Origin of the sequence: Faecalibacterium prausnitzii (assembly GCF_003287495.1) — a bacterium.
GTDB lineage: Bacteria > Bacillota > Clostridia > Oscillospirales > Ruminococcaceae > Faecalibacterium > Faecalibacterium prausnitzii_I.
On sequence record NZ_PRLE01000004.1, the window covers coordinates 201,027 to 222,401 of the forward strand.

Here is a 21,375-nt window from a genome sequence, read left to right on the forward strand (position 1 = left end):
CTCCTATACACAAATCAGGCATTCGCCTTGCGGAATTTCTCCATAAAATCGACCAGCTTGTCGATGCCCTCGCTGGGCATGGCGTTGTAGATGGAGGCGCGCATCCCGCCTACCAGACGGTGGCCTTTCAGGTTGACAAAGCCTGCCTCCGCGGCCTCCGCACAGAATTTCTTGTCCATGTCGGGGTTGGGGCTGGTGAACGTGACGTTCATCGTGCTGCGGTAACGGTGCTCGACGGGGTTGTTGTAGAAGTCCTGGCCGTCCAGATAATCGTAGAGGACTTTTGCCTTGGCCTCGTTGATCTTCTGCATGTTGGCCAGGCCGCCGATGTCGTTTTCCAGGTACTTGAGCACCAGCCCGGTCATGTAGATGCACCAGCAGGGAGGCGTGTTGTACATACTGTCCTTGTTGATCAGGGTGGTGTAGTTCATCATGGTGGGCACATTGTCCGCTGCTTTGCCCAGCAGATCGTCCCGGATGATGGCAATGGCCATACCGGCGGGTGCGACATTCTTCTGGACACCAAAATAGATGCATCCGTACTTGGTCACATCCACAGGCTTGGAGAGGATCATGGAGCTCATATCCGCCACCAGCGGCACGCCCTCCACCTGCGGCACCTCCACATACTGGGTGCCGAAGATGGTGTTGTTCTGGCAGATGTGGATGTAGCTTGCATCCTTATTATAAGGGATGGCGTTCACATCCGGGATGTAGGTAAAGTTTTTGTCCTTGCTGGAGGCCACGATGTTGGCCTCGCCGAACTTGGCGGCTTCTTTGGCGGCCAGGTTGGAGAAGTTGCCGGTCACGATGTAATCGGCCTTGCCCGTGGTCATAAAGTTCAGGGGCACCATGGCAAACTGCTGGGTAGCACCGCCCTGGAAAAAGCCGATCTTGTAATGATCCGGGATGTTCATGACCCGGCGCAGGGTGGCTTCCGTCTCAGTGATGATGGCATCAAACCACTTGCTGCGGTGGCTCATCTCCATCACGCTCTGGCCGCTGTCGCCGTACTCGAGCAGCTCGGCCTGTGCCTGCTTCAGAACTTTCTCGGGCAGCATGCTGGGCCCCGCGCTGAAATTATATACTCGTGCCATAATGCACCTCTCCTTTTCCCTCAGTGATTCCTGGAAACGCCGCCCGAACCTTGGCGGCGTTCGTGTTCTGGATTTGTCCGTAGTATACCGGTTTTGAGGGGAGCAAAACAAGAGCATCTTTGCACAAAGATGCAGCGTTCCTGTCCGCATTGAAATCGCAAAGCGCACAAACGTTCGTCGTATAAGAACAAATTCTAAGACATCTGTAAAATAAGTACAGAATCGCCGCATGACCACTCGATTTTCCGCTCTTGCGCTTTGGTGTGGATTCTGGTAAAATAGCAGTATCAGAGACAATTGTAAAAGTATTTTTTTGAAAGGAGGCGGTCCCATGTACGGTATCCCGGAGCACTGCCAGCCCCTTTCCCCCGCCGAGGAGCAGGTGCTGCTGGCCGTCTGGGCCTGCCGCCCGCCTGCCACCCGGCGCGACATCGGCGAAAAGCTGGCTGCCAAGGGCTGGGCCCCGGCCACAGTGCTCAACTTCTTGTATCGGCTGGAAAAAAAGGGCTGGGTGAAGAGCGGCAAGGACCAGAACCGCAACACCTACACTCCCACCGTTACCCGCCGGGCCTACGGCGTGGCCGCCATGCGGGAACGGCTGGACACCGTCTTCGGCGGCGACCTCGCCGAGGCCGTCCGGGCCCTCGTCAGCGAGAGCGGCTGCGGCCAGAGCGAGCTGGAACAGGCCATGGCCGTCCTGGCCGAAAAGCACGCTGAAGCGGAAGAATATGATTTGTATGACCCCTACGGGTAAAGCAATAGTCAATTTAGCGGATGCTGACCACATGCTTTTTGTTACAACCAGTAATTATTCTTCTGGTGCTATAGAGTATGCCGCTTCAAGTGGGGTGTCTCTTATCAATGGCTCTGAATTATTAAAACTTTTGAGCACCTACGGCTTTCTTCATAAAAATGATGTAACCATTGCCCCCTCTGAATGGCAACTAACTGTTTCCGATTTAAAGCCGTACGTTCCTACTGATATTTATTCACGATTCTTTTTGTAGCAGTGCATTAAAAACGAAAAAAGCTCCGACAAATCGGAGCTTTTTTCGTTGCTTTTCGTTTGCATTTATGATATCCTAAAAGTGCCGTATTTCGCGGTAGGCGCTGTCTGCAAATGCAGGTGGTCAGACTCCACCCCGGGCATTGACCCGGAGGAGTTTCTTTTTGTCATCCTCCGGGTGGTACGAATGTTTTTACACACGATACCCAAAGGAGGAGTCCATTATGGATTATTTGAATCTTGTTTTTAGTGCTCTCACGCTGTTAGCCACCGTTACGCTCGGCGTCATCCAGATCACCTGGATGATCGCGCGGGACGTTTTTCGGGACAAACACAAAGCCAGGCATGATTCTTGGGATAAAAAGTAACGACCGCCTCACGTTCCCCAACACGAGCGGTCGTTGCTTTTAGCAATAATGTTCTGGTAAGGAGCTGACCATTTTGCAGGCAGCGCCTTTTCTATTTGTAGTATAGTGATTTTTTGTTGTTTTGTCAAGCCCGCATGGTGGGCTGGGAGGATCTATGTCAGATTGCAAACTGCGCGCCAAAAACTGCGGCGGCTGCCCGCTTCTGGGGCTGGACTACGCCGCGCAGCTCAAACAAAAAGAAAGCGCCGTCCGCGCCCTGCTGGGCAAATACGGTCCCGTGCACCCCATCCGGGGGATGGATGTCCCCTACCGCTACCGCAACAAGGTCATTTCCACCTTTGCCCCGGCAGCGGGCGGGAAGCTCACCTCCGGCATCTATGCGGCCCGCACCCACAAAGTGCTGCCCGTGGAGAGCTGCCTGCTGGAAGACGAAGTGCTGGACAAGGTGCTGCTGGCTGTCCGGGCGGCGGCCAATCGCTGCCGCTACCAGCCCTACAACGAGGACCGCGGCACCGGCCTGCTCCGTCACTGTCTGCTCCGTCGGGCCGTTGCCACCGGGCAGGTGATGGTGGTACTGGTCACGGCCCAGCCCGTTCTGCCCGGTGCCAAGAACTTCGTCCGTTATCTCTTGGAAGAAGCCGAAACGCGCGGCGTCCCTGTGACCACCGTGGTGCAGAATTACAACCCCCGCCAGACCAGCGTTGTGCTGGGCGAGGCCGAAAAAGTGCTGTACGGCAAGGGCTTCATTCTGGACACTCTCTGCGGCAAGACCTATGCCCTGAGCCCCCGCAGCTTCTACCAGGTCAACCCGGTGCAGACGGCGGTGCTCTACGGACTGGCCGTGGATGCCGCCCGCCTGACCGGAAAAGAGACCGTGCTGGACGCCTACTGCGGCATTGGTACCATCGGCCTCACGGCCTCCGGCAAGGCCAAGCAGGTGGTAGGCGTCGAGCTCAACCGGGACGCCGTGCGGGACGCCATTGGCAACGCCAAACACAATGGCGTGAAAAACGCACGCTTCTTCGCCGCGGATGCCACCGCGTGGATCCAGGAAGCCGCCGAAGCGGGCCAGCGGGCAGACGTCATCTTCATGGACCCGCCCCGAGAGGGCTCGACCCCCCGGTTCCTTGAGAGCGTGGCCAGGATGGCCCCGAAGCGGGTGGTCTATGTCAGCTGCAACCCCGAGACCATGGCCCGCGACCTCGCTCTCCTGACCCAAAAAGGCTACCGCGCCGAAGGTTTTGTCCCAGTGGATCTATTCCCCCAGACCGCCCATTGCGAAGTGGTCGGGGCCTTGTCCAGACTGTGAATCAAACACCGTGAAAGCGAGGAAGCAGTATGAATGAGTTTTCACACTTAAAAAACAAGCTTCTGGCAGCGTGGGCTTCCTCGTGGCACTGATCATCTCTTTCTTTGCTTGACCGACGATTTGATTCTCTTTCAAGTTGTCGTTCCCTGTTCTCCTAATTCATTTACCTTCTAAAACAACAGCCGCTCCGGTTTATGCTTTGCCCGGAGCGGCTGTTGTTTTTTATTTTAAATTGAAATCACGCCCCAAAGAACTCTTTTGCGATATCCGCGCTCTGCTTGGCGTCCTTGGCGTACCAGTCCGCGCCGATCTTCTCGGCGTACTCGGGGGTCAGCACGGCACCGCCCACCATCACCTTGCAATCCAGCTTGGCGGCGTGGAGGGCCGCAATGGTCTCCTCCATGCTCTTAAGGGTTGTGGTCATCAGGGCGGAGAGGCCCACAAGGTGGACGTCCTTTTCCCGGACAGTCTCCACTACGGTCTCCACGGGAACATCGCGGCCCAGGTCGATGACCTCAAAGCCATAGTTTTCAAGGATGACCTTGACAATGTTCTTGCCGATGTCGTGGACATCGCCCTTGACGGTGGCCAGCACGATGCGGCCTTTGCTGGCCCCGGAACCGCCCCGCTGGGCAATGGCGGTCTTGATCTCGTCAAAAGCGCTCTGGGCCGCGCTGGCGGCCTGCAGCAGCTGCGGCAGGAAGAGCTTCCCTTTCTCGTACTTGACCCCCACGATGTCCAGTGCCGGGATGAGGGCCTCATCCACCAGCTCCAGCGGCTCTTTCTCGGCCAGCAGGGCCTTGGTGCAGGCAGCAGCTTCCCCTTTCAGGCCCTGCTCCACCGCTTTCATCAGGGGGGCATAGGGGCCGGACACCGCCGGGCCCGCTGCCTCCGCGGCGGCAGGGACACCGCTGGCAGCTTTGTCCTGCATGGCCTTGGCCAGCGCCGCCGAGGCGGGCACTTGATCGGCATAGCGGGCAATGTATCTGCCGCTCTGCTTGTCCCGGTTGGTGAGGACGTTGTAGGCATAGACCGCCGCCATCATCTCCTCGCTGGAGGGGTTCATGATGGCAAGATCGAGGCCTGCATACATGGCCATGGTGAGGAACGTGGTGTTCAGGTACGGGCGGCAGGGCAGGCCGAAGCTGATGTTGGACACGCCCAGAATCGTCCGTACCCCCAGCTCCGTCTTACAGGTGTGGAGAGCCTGCACCGTGGCAAGCACGTCCTCCTGCTGAGCGCTGGCGGTCAGGGTCAGGCAGTCGATGTAAATATCCTCCTGCGGGATGCCCGCTTCCAGCGCCGCTTTTTTGATGCGGCGGGCAATGGCCACACGGTCTTCCGCCTTGGGCTGGATGCCCCGCTCATCAATGGCGAGGCCTACCACGGCGGCACCGTACTTTTTGCACAGGGGCAGAACTTTTTCCAGCACCTCCGGCTCGCCGTTGACCGAGTTGACGATGGGTTTGCCGTTGTAGACCCGCAGGCCCCGCTCCAGCGCTTCGGCGTGGGAAGAATCCAGCTGCAAGGGCAGGCTGACCACGCTCTGCAGAGCCTTGACCACCTGCTCCATCCGAGCGGGCTCATCCACGCCGGGGGCACCCACGTTGACGTCCAGGATCTGTGCTCCGGCCTCGGCCTGGCTGACCGCCTGCTCGAGAATATAGTTCATGTCGCCGTCCCGCAGGGCCTGCTGGAACCGCTTTTTGCCCGTGGGGTTGATCCGCTCGCCCACCACGGTGATGCCGTCCACATTCACGCAGTCCACCGGGCTGCAGATGACCGAGAGCATCGGGTGCTCCGGGCGGCCCGGCTTGCAATCGGCAAACACGCCGTTGAGCATCTGGATGAACTCCGGCGTGGTGCCGCAGCAGCCGCCCGCCGCAAACAGGTGCAGCTCCCGGTAGGGCTTCATCTGCATTGCGTAAAGCTGCGGGGTGATGTCGTAGCCGCTGCCGTCGGCCCGGGGCAGGCCCGCGTTGGGCTTGACGAAGACCGGGAAATCTCCGGGCACGGCCTCCGCCAGCCGCTTGGCCATGGGGAAGATCTCTTTGGGTCCCAGCGAGCAGTTGATGCCCACGGCGTTGGCCCCCAGGCCCCGGGCCGTGGCCGCAAAGCTCTCCACCGTGCAGCCCGTAAAGGTGCGGCCATTGGCCTCAAAGCTCATGCTGGCCATGATGGGCAGGGTGCTGTTCTCCTTGGCGGCCAGCAGAGCCGCTTTCATTTCATACAGGTCCGTGAATGTCTCAAAATAGAGGATGTCCGCCCCGGCGGCCACACCGGCCCGGACGATACGGCCATACTCCGCCACGGCGTCCTCAAAGGCCAGCGTCCCGCTGGGTTCCAGCAGCTCGCCCAGCGGGCCCACATCCAGCGTGACCAGCGCGCCATACGGAGCCACGGCCTGCTTGCAGTTGGCAATGCCCGCCGTGATGACCTCTTCCAGCGTGTACTTGCTGTCGGCCAGCTTGTGGGGCGAAGCGCCAAAGGTATTGGCGTTGACGACGCGGCTGCCAGCGGCCGCGTATTTTGCATGGATGCTCCGGATGAGCTCCGGGTTTTCAAGGTTCAAATCTTCCGGCCGGGTCCCCAGCTTCATCCCGGCTGCCTGCAGCATGGTGCCCATACCGCCATCCAACAGGATGGTATTGGGCTGGTTGAACAGTTCACTCGCTTGCACAGGTCTTCCCTCTCTTTCGATATTCGCACCGGGTACGGAGCACACAATGCCCGCAGCCCGCTAAATGTCCCTTGACCGGGTGGTCACTGAGGCCCAGAATGGCCGTCACGCTCTTGCGGGGGGTCATCAGGTTGGTGTTCAGCACACAGATGCCCGCCCGCCGGGCGGTGTCCAGCACTGCCGCTACTTTCGGCTGCACCGTGATGGGCCAATCGCCGTAGCCCGGCGAGAAGCGGCCCGTGAGGTACTTTTCCTCCCGCGCGGCCCACTGCCGCAGCTCGGCTTCGGCGGCATCCGCCGCCTGCTCCGCCAGGGCGGAACCCAGTGCGTCCGACGCCACGGAGGCGGCAATATCCCCCACCCCGGCCCGGCGGATCTGTGCATCCACGCCGGGGCCCAGAGTAACTGCCAGCAGCAGTGCCTGCGGGCAGCCCTCCAGATGCTTCATCACATCCCCGCCCTGCAGGATCCCTGCTTCCAGCAGGCTGTCCACATCGGCTTCCAGCCAGACGGCCCGGGGCGTGGCGGCTGCCAGAATGGGCACCGCGCATTTTTCCAGCAGTGTCCGAGTGGCAGTGTCCGGCTCCCCCCGGGCTCCAAAGTAGCGCGCCGCCTGCGGGATATCGATCTTGGCCGGTTTTTCCAGCACCAGCGGCCTGCTTGGCCCGATGGACATTTCCGCCGCCCCCTTTCCGTAGAATCTGTTTCAGTATACCGCACCGGTGGGATTTTATCAATCCCGCAGACAGAAAAACACCCCTGCACACGGGGCGCAGAGGTGTTTTGCATCCGGTATCAGAATTTGATCTTCCACACATGGTCGGTGCGGAACGTGCCGTTGGCGTAGTGGATGGCACCGGACTCAAACAGCACATAGATGCCGCCGTCCTTGGCGTCGGCCAGTGCCTCGGTCATGGGCATGGCGGTCACGCTCTCTTTGAGGCGCTTGCTGTCCAGAATGTAACCCGGCACATCCCTGCCCTGCACGGTCAGCATGGTGTCCAGCGTCTCTCCCAGTGCCAGCGAGTAGTGGAGCAGGCTGGCGTTGTTCTTCCGGCCATAGGACTGGCTCAGGGTGACGGTATCGTCCTCCCCGACCACGACACCCTGAATTTTGTTGGGACCGACCAGTACCACATCCGGCTGAGCATAATCGTCGCCGTCCGCCACGGAAAGGCTCCCCTTGCTGAGGTCATAGCCCATGATGTAGCAGCCGTAGTCCTCGCCGTCGGCGCTGGCCGTGGTGTACTTCATGCCGTCCGAGAGGGGGTAATCCGCGCCCGGGTGGTAGAAGTTTCCCACCCACAAATAGCCGTGGGAACAACTCAGGAACGAGGGCGAGACCGGCACCGGGATGGTCTGCTCCAGCTTCACCTCGTGGCTGCCCTCGGCGGGCAGGTCTTTGAGGGGAATCGCGCAGATGGTGTACAGACCGTTTTGCTTCTGGCCCGAGACGTAGAGGGTGTCTTCACTGACAGCCACGCCGCCCACATGGCCGTCAAAGGGGGTGCCACCTGCATTGAGCAGGAGATACTCCGCCGTCAGCTCCCCGGTGGCGGTGTCCACGGCCAGAATGGCCGAGGATTTTCCGTCGGTGGTGTAATAGCCGGAGATGTACAGGATGCCTGTTTCATCGCACTGGTCCATGCCCTGGGGGATGAGGTTTTCCGCAAGGCCCGGAATGACCAGCCCCGGCTCCGCCTTGCTCAGGAAATCCGCAAAATCCGCTTCCTCTTTGTAGGTCTCCGTGGGCACGGTGGGGGTCTGGGTGTACTTCATGGCAGGCTCTTCCGGCTGCTCTGCCGCCTCCGAGGAAGCCACAGACGATGCAGGCACGGAAGAAGCCGAGGATGCCGGAGCACCGCCGCAGGCCGTCAGGAGCAGGGCCCCTGCCAGCAGGGCAGCAGAGAGGGATAACCCTTTTTTGAAACAGGACATTGCTTTCATCCTTTCCGTTTTGTTGTTTTGTTCGTGTTTATTCTGTTTTGTATGATCTTTTCCGGGCTATTCCGCAAGCTCTGCCCGCCGGAACGCCCGGGTATGGGCGGCTTTTCCATCGGCCGTGTAGACCGAGAAATAGACGTACTCGCCGATGGGCGGCAGGTCCAGCTCCGCGTGGGTGATGGGGCTGCCGTCCGGGTTGTAAAAGCTCTTGCCCAGCTTGGGGCTGCCGTGGACGACGATCCGCTGGGCCGGGCTGCAGCCGATCCGCACATGGCTGCCGTCAAACGTCAGCTCGGTGATCTCGGGGCCGGTGGTGGCATAAAAGCGGCCCTCTTCCAGCGCCCGAATGACCGCCGGGTAGGTCAGCTCCTCGGCCAGGATCTGGGTCCAGGAGCCGAACGAATCGCACATCAGGTCCCCGAACGGTGCCTTGTTGTGGTTGTCGTCCGCGCCATGGACATAGAGGAATTTGCCCTTGCGGAGGAACTTATCGTACAGGGCCATGTTGCACTCGTAGCCGCTGATCTTCTCCGAGCCGGTGTTGAACACCTCCAGGCTGAAGCAGCCGTCATAGCTCAGGGTGTCTTCCTCGGCCTCCATGGACCAGCAGGGGTGGTTGTAGGTGACGAGATATCCGCTGGCCCGGGCCGTATCAATAAACCGCTGGATATATTCCCGGCTGTATTTCCGGGGGCCAAGGTCGCCCTTGTGCTCCCGCTGATGCTCGGCCACTTCCAGCGGCATATACTTGCAGAAATTGGGGTCCCAGCCGATGATGGCGGTGTTGTGCGGATCCTTTGCCAGCAGGTTGAGGTGAATTTCCGGCTTGAACAGGTCAAACTCGCAGGTGGGCGAGGGGCGGATATAGGCCTCATAACCCGTCAGCATGAGGAAATCGTCCGTGGAAAGGGCCGTGTGGTCATAGGGAGCCTCGTGGTCCGTGATGGCCAGGATGGAGTAGCCTTTTTCCTGATAGGCTTGTACCATCTGTTCCGGCGTCAGGGTGCCGTCCGAAAGGTTGGTGTGGGAGTGCAGGTTGGCGCGGTACTGCTTCGCGCCCGGGGCAATGTACGAGAACATGGCATGTGCCTCCTTGATTGCTTTGTGCCAGAACGGCAAAAGGGCAGCCGCCGTGGGCTGCCCTTTTCCGGTTGTGTGGAGGAATTTACTTCATTGCGGCCTTGGAGTAGCCCGTCATCATATATTTCTGGAAAATGAGGAACAGGATGACCACGGGGATGATGGCCAGCACGGCGCCCGCCATGATCTCGTGATAGTTGGAAACTGCCTGGCCGGCAAAGGTGTTTTTGAGCTGTGCCAAGCCGACGGTCAGCACGCGGCGGACTTCGTTCTTGGCAATGATCTTGGGCCAGAAGTAAGCGTTCCAGCCGTTGGTAAAGGTGACCAGCGTCACGGTGAAGATGGTGGCCTTGCTCATGGGGACCAGCACATACCAGATGGTACCCAGACGGCTCAGGCCATCAATGCGGCCTGCATCGATGTAGCTCTGGTCAATGGACATGAACGTGTTCCGCAGCATGAAGATGTAGTAAGCGGAAACTGCTTCCGGCAAAATCAGGCCCAGGAACGTATCGCACAGGTTCCAGTTGGCACACATGATGTAGATGGGGATGAACGTGACCTGCAGGGGGATCATCAACGCGCCCAGCACCACATAGAACAGGGCGTTGCGGCCCTTGAAGCGGCCCACCGCGAAACCATACGCCGCCAGGACGCCGGTGCCCACCTGCAGCAGCAGGATGCCCGCCGTCATGACGATGGTGTTCCAGTAGTATTTCATGAAGTTGGCTTTCTGGAGCACGTTGAGATAGTTTTCGGGGTGGAACTCATGCGGGAAGAGCGTGGGGATGACCAGCTGCACTTCCTCGGCGGACTTGAACGACGTTGCGATCATCCAGTACAGCGGGAAGAGCATGATCAGGGTAACGATGACAGCCACAACGGTCTGTGCATGGTAGCCCACGGAATATTTTTTGTGCTTGTGCGCCTCGTTGACCTCTTTGATCAGAGCCGCGTTGTCCATAGCTGTATTCTGCGTAGCCATGTCTGCATTCTCCTTTCAAAGCATTACGAGTCGTAAGTGACCGAGCGGTCGGACACTTTCATGGTCAGCACGGTGATAACCAGCAGGATGAGGAAGAACATGACGGCTGCGGTGGCCGCGCGATCCATCCGGAAGTCCACCATGGCGTAGCGGTAGATGAGGTAGACGAACACTTCCGTCGAACGGGCGGGGCCGCCGGACGTCAGGATATCCACCGACTGGAAAACTTTCATGGAAGACAGGAATGTGGTGACCAGCAGGAACAGCGTGGTGGGAGACAGCAGGGGCAGCGTGATGCGGAAGAACTTCTGGACGCCGTTTGCGCCATCCAGAGAAGCCGCCTCGTAATACTCCTGCGAAATGCCCATCATGGCCGAGAGGTAGATCATCATGCCGTAGCCGATGACACGCCAGCCGGTCAGCATCAACACCGAGGGCAGCGCCGTGGACTGCTGGTTGAGCCAATCCACCGCCGGCAGCCCGATGCACTGCAGCAGGTAGTTGAGAACGCCGGAATCGGTGTTCAGGATCCACAGGAAGACCACTGCCGCGGAGGACATGGCCACATACTTGGGCACGAACACAAAGGCACGCATCAGGCCGAACGAGCGGGTCATCCGGTTGAACAGCAGTGCCAGCAGCATACCGCCCACCATGGTGACGAGGATCTCGCCCATCGAGTAGAGGAACGTGACCTTGAGGGAGTTCCACAGGTATTTGGCACCGCTGCCTGCGAACAGCCACTGCCAGTTTTTCAGGCCGACATATTTCCAGGTGTCATTCAGCAGGTTCCAATCGGTAAAACTGATCTGCACCAGCTTCACGATGGGGTAGTAAGTAAACACGCCCAACAGGATCAGAGCAGGCAGAACGAAGAGGAAATCAATAAAATGGGAAAGGGTGCGCTGGGAAAAGAACGGCTTCTTGTCGGCTTTCACGGCCTGTGTGGCAGAAGCTGCGCCCGCAGCGGCTTGTTTCATGATCTCACGTCCTTTCAGGAGGTGTCGAATACTTATTTATCAAGCGTGGTCTGCCAGGATCTCGTCGATCTCCGTGACCATATCCTCGGAGTTGGAGTTCACGTCGCCGTCCTGGTTCATGATGACTTCCATGTAGTTCTTCCAGGTAGTGGCCAGCTCGCTCCAGGCGCTGTTCTGGATACGCGGGTTGATGAGGTTCAGGTTATCAAAGATGCACTGGAATGCAGGCTTCTTCTCCAGGAACTGCTTGCCCTCATCGGTCTCCAGCACGGAGTTACGGGTGGGCAGGTAGCCGGTGCCCTCGGCCCACTCCATGTTGACTTCCTTGCCGCAGAGGAACTGCAGGAACTGCCATGCAGCGTTCTTGGTGGCCTGGTCGTTCTTGGAGGGGATGCCCAGCACGCAGCCGCCGACCTCAGAATTCTTATCGCCGGTAGAAGCGGCGGGATACCATGCCATACCGACCTCGAAGTCCGGGCACTTGCTGACGTAGTTGTTATACAGGGAAGAGGTGTGCATCACGGAGAACGTCTTCTGATCGTAGAAGTTCTGACGCATGGCAGCGGAAGCATCGGTGCCGGTTGCAAAATAGGCATCGCCCGCGTCGCACCAGTCCTTGATCATGCTGGTCACGCCCAGAGCGGTGTCGCTGCCCAGGTCGCAGGTGTTGTCATCGGTGATGATCTGCACGCCCTCATTGAGGTACATGGTCTCGAAATACCACTGGTCCCAGCCCGGAACCACGGTGCCGTACACACCGGCGGTCTTGTGGACCTCGGCCAGGAACGGGGTAAAGTCCTCGATCTTTTCGGGGATGGTCCAGCCGTTGGCGTCGGCCATGGTCTTGTTGTAGTAGATGACCTGGGTGGAGTGCAGGAACGGCAGAGCCACCTGCTTGCCCTCGAACTGGGAGCTCAGCAGCAGACCAGCGGAGAAATCATCGGTGTCATAACTGGTGCCCTCGATGTAGGGGTCCAGGTTCTCAAACAGGCCGCTGTCGCCGTAGGAAGCAACGTAGTCGGTGTTGGCGACGGCGATCGCGGGCAGGCCGGTTCCGGCCGCGTGGGCAGCCACCAGAGCCTCGTTGATGTCCTTGTAAGCGCCGATGTACTGGGCCTCGACGGTGATGAGGCTCTGGGTCTCGTTGAACTTCTTGACCACGTCGGCCACCAGATCGTCGTACTGAGACTCCAGCGCGTGCCACCAGGTAATGGTGATGGGTTCGGTGACCTCATACTTGCTGGGGTCCGCAGCCTCGGAAGCAGCCGCGCTGGATGCGGGTGCGGAAGAAGCCGCCGCGCCGGCCTTGCCGGTGGAGCCGCCGCCAGAGCACGCGGTCAATGCTGCCGAAGCCGTCAGGATACCAGTAGCGGTCAGAAAGCTGCGACGAGAGATCTTTTTCATAGTTCTTCCTTCTTTCCTTCGTGTTTTGGTTGTTCTTTTTTAAAAGCGCCCGTTCCATAGAGCGCAGGGTCCATGGTAAATTGGCATCCCATTCCCCGCTCTTCCGTTTTCAGGGATAAAAGAAAAGCGAACAATCCAAAACGGCTCGAATGGCTCTTCAAGTCTCTTTCTGGTTGTCCGCTTGGCGCTCTCATCTCTGCAAGCTAGATACAGGGTTCGTGATGCAATTCTCTGGTTTTGATGATATCATATCATCTTGGATTTTTCAACGGGAAAAACGTATTTTTTACAGTTTCTATTTCCTATCTTGACCAATTTCGTCTACTTTGCCTAAATCTAACGCAAATTATAGGCAGATTTTACAATTGACAGAGCTGCTGGCCCATCTCGCCCAGTGAGGCAAAGATGGCATCCGGCTGCACCTCGGAAGTCGGCACATCTTCCAGATGTGTCTCCCCTGTCAGCACCAGCAGGCCGACGGCTCCGTTTTTCACGCCGGTAGCCACATCTGTATACAGGCGGTCGCCCACAAAGGCCACTTCCGGGGCGGCAAAGCCGGTCTTGTCCAGCACCATCTCCACGGTTTCGGCAAAGGGCTTCCCCAGGTACTTGGGCTGCTTGCCGGTGGAAAGGCTGATGGCGGCACAAAAGCTGCCGCAGTCCGGGATAAAGCCCGTCTCGGTGGGGCAGTTGATATCCAGATGGGTGGCTAAAAACAGCGCCCCCTCCCGGATGAACGTGCAGGCGTTGGAGAGTTTCTCGTAAGTCAGGGTGGTATCAAACCCGATGACCACAATGTCCGGTTTCTCATTGACCAGAGGGATGCCCGCCTCCTGAAAGCTCTCCACCAGCGGGGGCGTGCCCACCAGATAGACGGTCTTATCCGGGTAATGGGTCTGCAAATAGCGGATGGTCACATCGCCACTGGTCATGATCTGGTCCCGGGTGATGGGGCAGCCCATCTTTTCCAGCTTTTCCATGTAGTCCCGGGGCGAGCGGGAAGAATTATTGGTAAAAAACAGGTACTGCTTGCCTGCTTTTTCCACAGCTTTCAAAAAATCAGCCGCTCCGGACAAGATCTGGTTGCCCAGATAAAAGGTACCGTCCATATCCAGCACAAACAGCTTGGTGCGCTTGAGAAGTTCCATTTTGTCGGTCATACTTTATACCACCCTTTCGGTGATGCCCGGTGCGGGTCACTCGTTGACTTCCAGCACCCACGGCAGTTTCTCCAGCTCGCCGATGATGGTCAGCTGGTCCACATTCTTACCGGGCTTGATCCGCATTTCCACACGGATGATGTCGTTTTTCTTCTGCGTTACCGTCAGGTCCACCAGTTCGCCGCCCAGTGCCTGGATCTGCTGGACGGTCTGGCTCACGGTGCCGTTCCGTCCATCGATGCGCAGGACCAGGAACATCAACCCGCCGCCGATGATGTGCTCGTTGTGGAGCAGGCTCTGGGCCGTGATGATGATCATGGTACCGGCCACGGCAATGAGATACATCCCCGCGCCCATGGCCATGCCGATGCCGGCGGTGGTCCAGATGCCGGCGGCAGTGGTCAGGCCGGTAACACTGCGGTTGCGCTCAAAGATGATGCCCGCACCGAGGAAACCGACGCCCGAGACCACGCTGGACGCCACGCGGGAGACATCCGCCTTGAAAAACTCGGTGAGGGGCGAGACATCAAAAAAGCCATATTTGGAGACCAGCATCATCAGGGCCGCGCCCATGCAGACGATGAGGTGGGTGCGGATGCCCGCGTCTTTCAGGCGGTTGGTGCGCTCAATGCCGATGCACAGGCCACAGCAGGAGGCCAGGATCAGCCGCACGGCACAAACCATCTGAAACTCAAACGAAGACATTTCCTGCACGGTGGTCATCATGGCAGAGCCCTCCTCAACCGTCTGCGGGGTTCATAGCGATCAGCAGACCTGCTGCCCCGCTCCCGCCCCCGGTACACAAAAAAAGAGCAGACCTACAGCTTGAGAGGATAAAGCTTTCCCGTTCTCAAGCCGCTGCTTCTGCTCATTGCTCTTTCAGGCGGCTGTGCCACATCTTCTTTTCTGTCCGGCGCGCGTTCTGCCGCAGGCCGAAGTCCATGCACAGAGAGTAGCACACGATGTTCATATTTGTCAATACAAAGTTCTTCGAACGTAAAATCTTTGTATGTTTTGTCGAATTCGTTCTCCAAAAACCAAGCACCTTTACCAGTGTCCTTGTTGAATTTTTCAAAAAAGATTGCTTTTCTTTGGCAAAGCCGTCATAATGTTTCTGGAGAAGAGAGAATTTTAGAAACAGGAAAGTGAGGAATCTCAATTTCATGAAACAGGAACTGATGGACGCCATTCAGGAAACGCCCGTCATCGCCGCGGTCAAGGATGATGACGGGCTGCAGAACGCGCTGCAAAACGAAAATATCCGGGTCGTGTTTATCTTGTACGGAGACATCTGCAGCATTGCCTCCATCGTGCAGCGGATTCACGCGGCGGGCAAATTCGCCATCGTCCATGTAGACCTCATTGCGGGCCTTGCCAGCAAAGAGGTGGCCGTGGACTTTATCCGCAGCCAGACCGAGGCCGACGGCATCATCTCCACCCGCCAGTCGTTCATCCGCCGGGCCAAAGAACTCGGGTTGGCTGCCATCCTCCGGGTGTTCCTGCTGGACTCCATCTCGCTGGAGAGCCTGGGCAAGATGCCCGCCAACCTCCCGGACTGTCTGGACATCCTGCCCGGCACCATGCCCAAAATTCTGCGCCGGGTGTGCGCGGACGCCAAAGTGCCGGTGCTCACGGGCGGCTTGATCGCCGACAAAGAGGATGTGATGGCCGCGCTGGATGCCGGTGCCACCGCCATTTCCACCACCAATCAGGCGGTCTGGAACATGTGAGACGCATGTTCTGCAATATGCGCAAAAAGAAAAGCGGCTTTTTGTGGCTTCCTACAAATCGAGTACAAATCCTCTAAAACGCCTTGCAATTTGGGCCGCAGGAGGGTATGATAGAGCCAACATAAGTTGTTTGTTTCAAAGAGTTATGAGCGAAACGAGCAGGGGCTATGCCTTTGTTTTGGTTCGCTCTTTTTTTGTACAAACAGCACAGCGCCCCGGCTCCCGACGGGCCAAGGCGGAACTGACAGGAGGAAAAGAGTAATGTATGATGTTGCTATCATCGGCTGTGGTGTGATCGGCGCCGCTGCAGCCTACGCATTGTCGCGCTACGAGAACAAAGTCGTCATTCTGGAGGCAGAAAACGACGTGGCCGACTGCACCACCAAGGCCAACAGCGCCATTCTGCACGCAGGCTACGACCCCGCTCCCGGCACCAAGATGGCACGGCTGAACGTGCGCGGTGTGGAGCTGGCCAAGGAGATCTGCGCAAAGCTGGATGTTCCCTACAAGCAGTGCGGCTCCCTCGTGCTGGCTCTGTCCGAGAGCGAGCTGCCCCACCTGCAGCACCTGTACGAGAACGGCACGGCCAACGGCGTGCCCGATATGAAAATTTTGACCAAGGAAGAAACGCTGGCCATGGAGCCCAACCTCTCCGAGAATGTCTGCGGTGCCCTGTGGGCCCCCAGCGCCGCCATCGTCAGCCCCTGGGAGTACGCCCTGGCCATGACCGAAGTGGCTGTGCGCAACGGCGTGGAGCTGCGCCGCAGCTGCCGCGTGGAAGACGCTGAGGCCATGGCCGACGGCGGTTACCGCCTGACCACCACCCAGGGCACTGTGGAAGCCCGCTACGTCATCAATGCCGCCGGTATCTGGACCGAGAAAGTCCACTGCATGGTGGAGCCCGCCAGCTTCCACATCACTCCCACCCGTGGCGAGTACTACCTGCTGGACAAGAGCGAGGGCACCCGTGTGAACCACGTCATCTTCCAGTGCCCCAACGAGCTGGGCAAGGGCGTGCTGGTCTCCCCCACCGTCCACGGCAACCTGATCGTGGGCCCGGATGCAGTGCCCGTCCATGGCGATGACACCTCCTGCACCAGCAAGGGGCTGGAGTTCGTCAAGGCCACGGCCCAGCGCAGCGTGCCCAGCATCAACTTTGGCGAGTCCATCCGCAACTTTGCAGGCGTCCGCGCCAACCTGGACGTGGACGACTTCATCATTGGCGAAGAGCCCGAGGCACCCGGCTGGATCGACCTGGCCGGCATGAAGTCCCCCGGCCTGTCCGCCGCCCCCGCCGTGGCCGAGGAAGCTGTGGGCATCCTGAAAGGGCACGGCGCTCTGGGTGCCGAAAAAGCCGATTACAAAGATGGCCGCCGCCACATCCGCTTCAAGGAGCTGTCCGCTGAGGAAAAGGCCAAGCTCGTGAAGGAGCAGCCCGCTTACGGCCGGGTCATCTGCCGCTGCGAGACCATCACCGAGGGCGAGATCCTGGCAGCCCTTCACAGCGAAGTGCCCGCCACCACCATCGATGGCGTCAAGCGCCGGGCCGGTGCCGGCATGGGCCGCTGCCAGGGCGGTTTCTGCGGCCCCCGTGTGCTGGAGCTCATCAGCAAGGAACTGGGCATGGACCCGCTGGACATCCTGCAGGACAAGAACGGCTCCAATGTGCTTGTTAGCGAAACGAAAGTAGGAGGAAAGAGCAATGGTTGATCTGGTCATTATCGGCGGCGGCCCCGCGGGCCTTGCTGCTGCCTGCAAGGCATGGGAAAGCGGCCTGCGTGATATTCTGATTCTTGAGCGCGACAAGGAGCTGGGTGGTATCCTGAACCAGTGCATCCACAACGGTTTTGGTCTGCACCGCTTTGGCGAGCAGCTCACCGGCCCCGAGTATGCCGGACGCTTTATTGATATGCTGAAGAACACCGGCGTCAAGGTCCAGCTGGACACCATGGTGCTGGAAGTGACCCCGGATAAGAAAGTGCACTGCGTCTCCAAGACCGAGGGCTACCAGATCATTGAGGCCAAGAGCATCGTTCTGGGCATGGGCTGCCGTGAGCGCACCCGCGGTGCCATCGGCACGCCGGGCACCCGCCCCGCCGGTGTGTACACCGCAGGCGCCGCCCAGCGCTATGTCAACATGGAAGGCTACATGGTGGGCAAGCGTGTCCTGATCCTGGGCAGCGGCGACATCGGCCTGATCATGGCCCGCCGCATGACGCTGGAGGGTGCGAAAGTCCTGGCCTGCGTGGAGGTCATGCCCTATTCCGGCGGCCTGACCCGCAACATCGTCCAGTGCCTGAACGATTTCAACATCCCGCTGTACCTGTCCCACACCATCGTGGATATCCAGGGCAAGGAGCGGGTGGAGAAAGCCATCGTGGCCGAGATCGGCCCCGACCGCAAGCCCATTCCCGGCACCGAGATGGAGTTTGATGTGGATACCATCCTGCTCAGCGTCGGCCTGATTCCCGAGAACGAGCTGACCAAGCAGGCCGGCATCGAGATGGACCCCCGTACCAAGGGTGCTGTGGTCTACGAGAACATGGAGACCAGCATCCCCGGCGTGTTTGCCTGCGGCAACGTTGTCCAGGTGCATGACCTGGTGGACTTCGTCTCCGGCGAGAGCGAGCTGGCCGGTGTGGCCGCTGCCAAGTATGTGCAGAACGGCCCCGTGCAGGAGGGCCGCGTGCTGGCCGTCAAGCCCGGCAAAGACCTGGGCTACACCCTGCCCCAGCGCATCCGCGTGGAGGGTGTGGAGAAGAGCACCAATGTCTCGTTCCGTGTCCGCCGCATCTGCGGCAAGAGCACCATCCTCGTCAAGAGCGGCGATCAGGTCATCGCCAAGTTCAAGCGGGAACGCCTGGCCCCCGGCGAGATGGAACACATCGCCCTGCCCAGAGTCCTGCTGGACAAGGCTCCGGTGGACGAGCTGACCATTGAGATCGAGGAGGCATGAGCGATATGAAAGAAGTAATTTGCACCTGCTGCCCCAAGGGCTGCCACCTGCAGGTGGATGAAGCAAACGATTATAAAGTGACCGGCAATGGCTGCCCCAACGGCATTGCCTACGGCAAAGAGGAGCTGACCCACCCCACCCGCATCATCACCAGCACGGTCCGGGCCGAGGGCGGCCTGCATCCCCGCTGCCCGGTAAAGACCTCCAAGCCTGTGCCCAAGGGCCAGATGGCCGAGGTGGTGGCCGCGCTGGACAGCATTGTCCTCCACACCCCCATCCATGTAGGCCAGGTGGTCGTGGAGAACGTCTGCGGCACCGGTGCTGATATCGTGACCTGCCGCAACATGGATTAACAAGCTTCCTGTCACCTTCGACCCCCTGATACAACAGAAAAGGACCGGCTCGCAAGAGCTGGTCCTTTTCTGTTGCTGTAGACAGAGAACGATGAGAAATCGGAAATTGCAAATCACCAGAAGCTTATAGCCCGAAACTGTACCGCAGGAACTGCACGATCTGCTCCGGGTGGGGTGCCCCCGCCGGGACAAAGAAATAATAGGTGTGCTGGACATTGGGGTCTGCATCGGCCCCGGTGCCCGCCACAAAGCGGCTCTGGGTCATATCCAGCGCAATGGCAGTCGTTTTACCGTCCGCGTCCGTGTTGAAAAAAAGCTGATCCGCGAGGGCTTCCCGCAGGTCCGCCGGGAGAAGCGCTTCGAGGTCTTCCATGGGGAACGTGTCTTTGTAATACTCCAGCACCTCGTCGCTGGTCACCACAAAATCCAGCTCGTGCATCATCATGTAGGCGGTCAGCTTGCCGTTGCTGGCGGCGGTGTACTCGCTGGCCTCGCCCCCCAGATCAATATAGAGGGCGTCGTCAAACACGACGCGCTGCTGGCGGGTGAGGGTCTGGGTGGCGGCGTAGTCTTTCTCGATGCGTTCCGCCGGGAAGAGGTTGTACTCGTCGTTGGTGAAAAAGCCCTGCAATAAAATTTCTTTGTGGCTCTGGATGACGGCGTCCCCGATGTAGAACCCCACAAGGAGGAGCAGTGCCAGCCCGATGAACCAGAAGCGGTAATAGTGCAGGATGTACCCGGCCCGCTGCTTTGCGGTCATGGGGCGGAGCTTGGCGGCCTCCGTCTCTTTCCAGCGGGCAAAATGTTGCTTGATGCTCATAAGTACCCGGCCTCCGCTCACAGCATTTTATTTTTCTGGAGCTTCCGCCGCTGGCGGCGCTCCTCCTTCTTCTGCTTCCAGGCGGCTTCTTCCTCGGCCAGCTCTCCGGTGTACTTTTTGAACACCATGTCCACAAAGTAGGAGGAGGCAAAGATGGCCAGCCCCACCCAGACGAAGAAAACACCGCTGAGGTAGAAGCACCCCACGCCCGCCAGCGCCCAAACCAGCGCCAGCGTCAGGGTAACGGGCAGGTTGCCCACGGCCATGACGAAGCTGTTGGTCAGCAGCTTCTTGAGCGGGAACTCAAACACGGCCAGCAGCGGCCAGATGTAAAACGTGCAGCCCAAGAAAAGAAACGCCAGGCAGAGCACCAGTGCTCCTACCAGAATGGCCGGGAGCCCGCCCAGAAAGAGGAACAGGTTCCACACGCCCACGAGGTCGGCCGCGAAAAACGCGAGGCCCGCCACCTCCAGCAGCCAGAGCAGGGTGGCTTTTTTGAAATTGTGCCGGAACGCCTTAAAATACCCTGAGAGGATGCCTCCCTCGGTGTCCCGTACCTGATGCATGGTATAGGAATAGAACGCCGTGGTCGCGGCCCCCATGGTGACAAGTGGCAGGCTGGTGCCCACCCACAAAAAGCTCATACAGGTGACATCCGCGATCTTTCCGATAAAATTCCAGAATTTATTTTCCGGGTCAAACAAACGGCTCATGCAGCGTTCCTTCCAAATTTCAGTAGATTTGGCTTATTCAGCCTTGTTGGTGCCCTCCAGGATGTTGGTGGTGATGTAATCCACCCCCATGGCCACCAGGGCGTCGCCGTCCACGGCTTCGTTGACGGTCCAGACATTGTACTCCTGACCCAGGGCGTGCACTTTCCGCACGTTGTCCGGGGTGGCGGACTTGTAGTAGATATCAATGCCCAGGTTGTACTTTTCCAGGGTATCCAGCAATTTGTCGTCCCACTCTTTGATGAGGTACTGGGCCGGCTGGGTGGGATAGCGGCGGCGCAGGGAGATCAGGTTCTTGAGGGCAAACGAGATGAAGATGACGTGGTCGAGATACCCTGCTTTCTCGATCATGGAGACGATCTTATACACGTCGCTGGCCTTGAACTCGTTCTTGAGTTCCAGCACACAATGCTTGCCATACTTCTTGCAGATCTCAATATACTCCATCAGGGTAGGAATCGTCAAGTCGATGCGGCCGCGCTTGCCGTCGATGTCCACCAGCTGCAGTTTCCGCAGGGTCTCAAAGGTAGACTCCTCAATGACCAGATGGTCGAGGCCGACGCGGGCGGTGTTGTCGTCGTGGAAGATGACGAACTGGCCATCGACCGTGCGGTGGACATCCGTTTCCACGGCAAAATAGGTGGCGCGGTTGCAGGCCGCCACAAAAGCGGAGCAGGTGTTCTCTTTCTCAATGCCGCTCAGGCCGCGGTGCGCCACCATTTTGACTGCCTTGTTCTCAATTTTGATCGTATCCATCGTGAACTCTTCCTTT

21 protein-coding genes are annotated in these 21,375 nt (G+C 58.9%); 8 read left to right on the top strand and 13 right to left on the bottom strand.

Annotation, left to right across the window (positions count from 1 at the left end; all coding sequences use genetic code 11):
* Nucleotides 1-14: 14 nt before the first annotated feature.
* Complete coding sequence (serC, locus tag C4N22_RS08780; protein WP_022257534.1) at nt 15-1,097, bottom strand: 3-phosphoserine/phosphohydroxythreonine transaminase; 1,083 nt, start codon at nt 1,095-1,097, stop codon at nt 15-17.
* 331 nt (nt 1,098-1,428) lie between these two features.
* On the opposite strand from serC, the gene C4N22_RS08785 reads away from it, so the two are divergent.
* From C4N22_RS08785 to rlmD, 4 genes are all read left to right on the top strand, one after another.
* Nucleotides 1,429-1,851 carry a BlaI/MecI/CopY family transcriptional regulator gene (locus C4N22_RS08785; protein WP_022257535.1) on the top strand — a complete coding sequence of 141 codons (423 nt, stop codon included), beginning with the start codon at nt 1,429-1,431 and terminating at the stop codon, nt 1,849-1,851.
* Entirely contained in the window at nt 1,835-2,104 is a 270-nt protein-coding gene (locus C4N22_RS08790) for a restriction endonuclease (RefSeq protein WP_181567194.1), read from the top strand. The genes C4N22_RS08785 and C4N22_RS08790 overlap by 17 nt, the downstream gene beginning before the upstream one ends.
* A gap of 223 nt (nt 2,105-2,327) precedes the next feature.
* The gene (locus C4N22_RS12910; RefSeq protein WP_181567195.1) at nt 2,328-2,471 is read left to right on the top strand and encodes a hypothetical protein; all 144 of its coding nucleotides are present in this window, start codon (nt 2,328-2,330) and stop codon (nt 2,469-2,471) included.
* 154 nt (nt 2,472-2,625) lie between these two features.
* On the top strand, nt 2,626-3,780 hold the full coding sequence (gene rlmD / locus C4N22_RS08795; protein WP_112148682.1) for a 23S rRNA (uracil(1939)-C(5))-methyltransferase RlmD: 1,155 nt from the start codon (nt 2,626-2,628) through the stop codon (nt 3,778-3,780).
* Between the two features lie 238 nt (nt 3,781-4,018).
* Here the strand turns inward: rlmD and C4N22_RS08800 are convergent, their stop codons facing one another.
* From C4N22_RS08800 to C4N22_RS08840, 9 genes are all read right to left on the bottom strand, one after another.
* Entirely contained in the window at nt 4,019-6,460 is a 2,442-nt protein-coding gene (locus tag C4N22_RS08800; RefSeq protein WP_112148683.1) for a homocysteine S-methyltransferase family protein, read from the bottom strand.
* Entirely contained in the window at nt 6,447-7,136 is a 690-nt protein-coding gene (locus tag C4N22_RS08805; protein ID WP_112148684.1) for a methionine synthase, read from the bottom strand. The genes C4N22_RS08800 and C4N22_RS08805 overlap by 14 nt, the downstream gene beginning before the upstream one ends.
* A gap of 119 nt (nt 7,137-7,255) precedes the next feature.
* The gene (locus tag C4N22_RS08810) at nt 7,256-8,398 is read right to left on the bottom strand and encodes a YncE family protein (RefSeq protein ID WP_112148685.1); all 1,143 of its coding nucleotides are present in this window, start codon (nt 8,396-8,398) and stop codon (nt 7,256-7,258) included.
* 66 nt (nt 8,399-8,464) lie between these two features.
* Nucleotides 8,465-9,484 (bottom strand): PHP domain-containing protein, encoded by a 1,020-nt coding sequence (locus C4N22_RS08815; protein WP_022257540.1) that lies wholly within the window; start codon nt 9,482-9,484, stop codon nt 8,465-8,467.
* An 85-nt stretch (nt 9,485-9,569) separates the two neighbouring features.
* Entirely contained in the window at nt 9,570-10,469 is a 900-nt protein-coding gene (locus tag C4N22_RS08820) for a carbohydrate ABC transporter permease (RefSeq protein WP_242980993.1), read from the bottom strand.
* 23 nt (nt 10,470-10,492) lie between these two features.
* Nucleotides 10,493-11,449 (bottom strand): carbohydrate ABC transporter permease, encoded by a 957-nt coding sequence (locus C4N22_RS08825; protein WP_112148686.1) that lies wholly within the window; start codon nt 11,447-11,449, stop codon nt 10,493-10,495.
* 39 nt (nt 11,450-11,488) lie between these two features.
* On the bottom strand, nt 11,489-12,853 hold the full coding sequence (locus C4N22_RS08830) for a substrate-binding domain-containing protein (RefSeq protein WP_112148687.1): 1,365 nt from the start codon (nt 12,851-12,853) through the stop codon (nt 11,489-11,491).
* 359 nt (nt 12,854-13,212) lie between these two features.
* Nucleotides 13,213-14,013, bottom strand: a complete 801-nt coding sequence (locus C4N22_RS08835) for an HAD-IIA family hydrolase (RefSeq protein WP_112148688.1) — start codon at nt 14,011-14,013, stop codon at nt 13,213-13,215.
* Between the two features lie 36 nt (nt 14,014-14,049).
* Nucleotides 14,050-14,739, bottom strand: coding sequence for an MgtC/SapB family protein (locus C4N22_RS08840; protein WP_242980994.1), 690 nt, complete (start codon nt 14,737-14,739; stop codon nt 14,050-14,052).
* A 437-nt stretch (nt 14,740-15,176) separates the two neighbouring features.
* On the opposite strand from C4N22_RS08840, the gene C4N22_RS08845 reads away from it, so the two are divergent.
* The 4 genes from C4N22_RS08845 to C4N22_RS08860 all read left to right on the top strand — a co-directional run bounded on the left by C4N22_RS08845 (nt 15,177) and on the right by C4N22_RS08860 (nt 19,052).
* A complete protein-coding gene (locus C4N22_RS08845) occupies nt 15,177-15,743 on the top strand; it encodes a glycerol-3-phosphate responsive antiterminator (protein ID WP_112148689.1) in 567 nt (188 codons plus the stop codon).
* Nucleotides 15,744-16,004: 261 nt separating this feature from the next.
* Nucleotides 16,005-17,453: an NAD(P)/FAD-dependent oxidoreductase gene (locus C4N22_RS08850; RefSeq protein ID WP_112148690.1), complete on the top strand. Its 1,449-nt coding sequence runs from the start codon at nt 16,005-16,007 to the stop codon at nt 17,451-17,453.
* Entirely contained in the window at nt 17,446-18,699 is a 1,254-nt protein-coding gene (locus C4N22_RS08855) for an NAD(P)/FAD-dependent oxidoreductase (RefSeq protein ID WP_022257549.1), read from the top strand. The genes C4N22_RS08850 and C4N22_RS08855 overlap by 8 nt, the downstream gene beginning before the upstream one ends.
* A gap of 5 nt (nt 18,700-18,704) precedes the next feature.
* Complete coding sequence (locus C4N22_RS08860; protein ID WP_112115819.1) at nt 18,705-19,052, top strand: DUF1667 domain-containing protein; 348 nt, start codon at nt 18,705-18,707, stop codon at nt 19,050-19,052.
* Nucleotides 19,053-19,176: 124 nt separating this feature from the next.
* Here C4N22_RS08860 and C4N22_RS08865 read toward each other — a convergent pair whose 3' ends face one another.
* Genes C4N22_RS08865 through C4N22_RS08875 form a run of 3 tightly spaced genes read right to left on the bottom strand, consistent with a single transcriptional unit; the run spans nt 19,177 to nt 21,359 of the window.
* A complete protein-coding gene (locus C4N22_RS08865) occupies nt 19,177-19,872 on the bottom strand; it encodes a hypothetical protein (RefSeq protein ID WP_112148691.1) in 696 nt (231 codons plus the stop codon).
* 17 nt (nt 19,873-19,889) lie between these two features.
* A complete protein-coding gene (locus tag C4N22_RS08870; RefSeq protein WP_112148692.1) occupies nt 19,890-20,585 on the bottom strand; it encodes a YesL family protein in 696 nt (231 codons plus the stop codon).
* Between the two features lie 33 nt (nt 20,586-20,618).
* Nucleotides 20,619-21,359, bottom strand: coding sequence for a glycerophosphodiester phosphodiesterase family protein (locus C4N22_RS08875; RefSeq protein WP_112148693.1), 741 nt, complete (start codon nt 21,357-21,359; stop codon nt 20,619-20,621).
* Nucleotides 21,360-21,375 lie beyond the last annotated feature (16 nt).

What these genes read in the sequence shown, in the direction of transcription:
- serC (WP_022257534.1), bottom strand. Translation starts at nt 1,097, where the DNA reads ATGGCACGAGTATATAATTTCAGCGCGGGGCCCAGCATGCTGCCCGAG.
- C4N22_RS08785 (WP_022257535.1), top strand. Translation starts at nt 1,429, where the DNA reads ATGTACGGTATCCCGGAGCACTGCCAGCCCCTTTCCCCCGCCGAGGAG.
- C4N22_RS08790 (WP_181567194.1), top strand. Translation starts at nt 1,835, where the DNA reads ATGACCCCTACGGGTAAAGCAATAGTCAATTTAGCGGATGCTGACCAC.
- C4N22_RS12910 (WP_181567195.1), top strand. Translation starts at nt 2,328, where the DNA reads ATGGATTATTTGAATCTTGTTTTTAGTGCTCTCACGCTGTTAGCCACC.
- rlmD (WP_112148682.1), top strand. Translation starts at nt 2,626, where the DNA reads ATGTCAGATTGCAAACTGCGCGCCAAAAACTGCGGCGGCTGCCCGCTT.
- C4N22_RS08805 (WP_112148684.1), bottom strand. Translation starts at nt 7,136, where the DNA reads ATGTCCATCGGGCCAAGCAGGCCGCTGGTGCTGGAAAAACCGGCCAAG.
- C4N22_RS08810 (WP_112148685.1), bottom strand. Translation starts at nt 8,398, where the DNA reads ATGTCCTGTTTCAAAAAAGGGTTATCCCTCTCTGCTGCCCTGCTGGCA.
- C4N22_RS08815 (WP_022257540.1), bottom strand. Translation starts at nt 9,484, where the DNA reads ATGTTCTCGTACATTGCCCCGGGCGCGAAGCAGTACCGCGCCAACCTG.
- C4N22_RS08820 (WP_242980993.1), bottom strand. Translation starts at nt 10,469, where the DNA reads ATGGCTACGCAGAATACAGCTATGGACAACGCGGCTCTGATCAAAGAG.
- C4N22_RS08825 (WP_112148686.1), bottom strand. Translation starts at nt 11,449, where the DNA reads ATGAAACAAGCCGCTGCGGGCGCAGCTTCTGCCACACAGGCCGTGAAA.
- C4N22_RS08830 (WP_112148687.1), bottom strand. Translation starts at nt 12,853, where the DNA reads ATGAAAAAGATCTCTCGTCGCAGCTTTCTGACCGCTACTGGTATCCTG.
- C4N22_RS08835 (WP_112148688.1), bottom strand. Translation starts at nt 14,013, where the DNA reads ATGACCGACAAAATGGAACTTCTCAAGCGCACCAAGCTGTTTGTGCTG.
- C4N22_RS08840 (WP_242980994.1), bottom strand. Translation starts at nt 14,739, where the DNA reads ATGATGACCACCGTGCAGGAAATGTCTTCGTTTGAGTTTCAGATGGTT.
- C4N22_RS08845 (WP_112148689.1), top strand. Translation starts at nt 15,177, where the DNA reads ATGAAACAGGAACTGATGGACGCCATTCAGGAAACGCCCGTCATCGCC.
- C4N22_RS08850 (WP_112148690.1), top strand. Translation starts at nt 16,005, where the DNA reads ATGTATGATGTTGCTATCATCGGCTGTGGTGTGATCGGCGCCGCTGCA.
- C4N22_RS08855 (WP_022257549.1), top strand. Translation starts at nt 17,446, where the DNA reads ATGGTTGATCTGGTCATTATCGGCGGCGGCCCCGCGGGCCTTGCTGCT.
- C4N22_RS08860 (WP_112115819.1), top strand. Translation starts at nt 18,705, where the DNA reads ATGAAAGAAGTAATTTGCACCTGCTGCCCCAAGGGCTGCCACCTGCAG.
- C4N22_RS08865 (WP_112148691.1), bottom strand. Translation starts at nt 19,872, where the DNA reads ATGAGCATCAAGCAACATTTTGCCCGCTGGAAAGAGACGGAGGCCGCC.
- C4N22_RS08870 (WP_112148692.1), bottom strand. Translation starts at nt 20,585, where the DNA reads ATGAGCCGTTTGTTTGACCCGGAAAATAAATTCTGGAATTTTATCGGA.
- C4N22_RS08875 (WP_112148693.1), bottom strand. Translation starts at nt 21,359, where the DNA reads ATGGATACGATCAAAATTGAGAACAAGGCAGTCAAAATGGTGGCGCAC.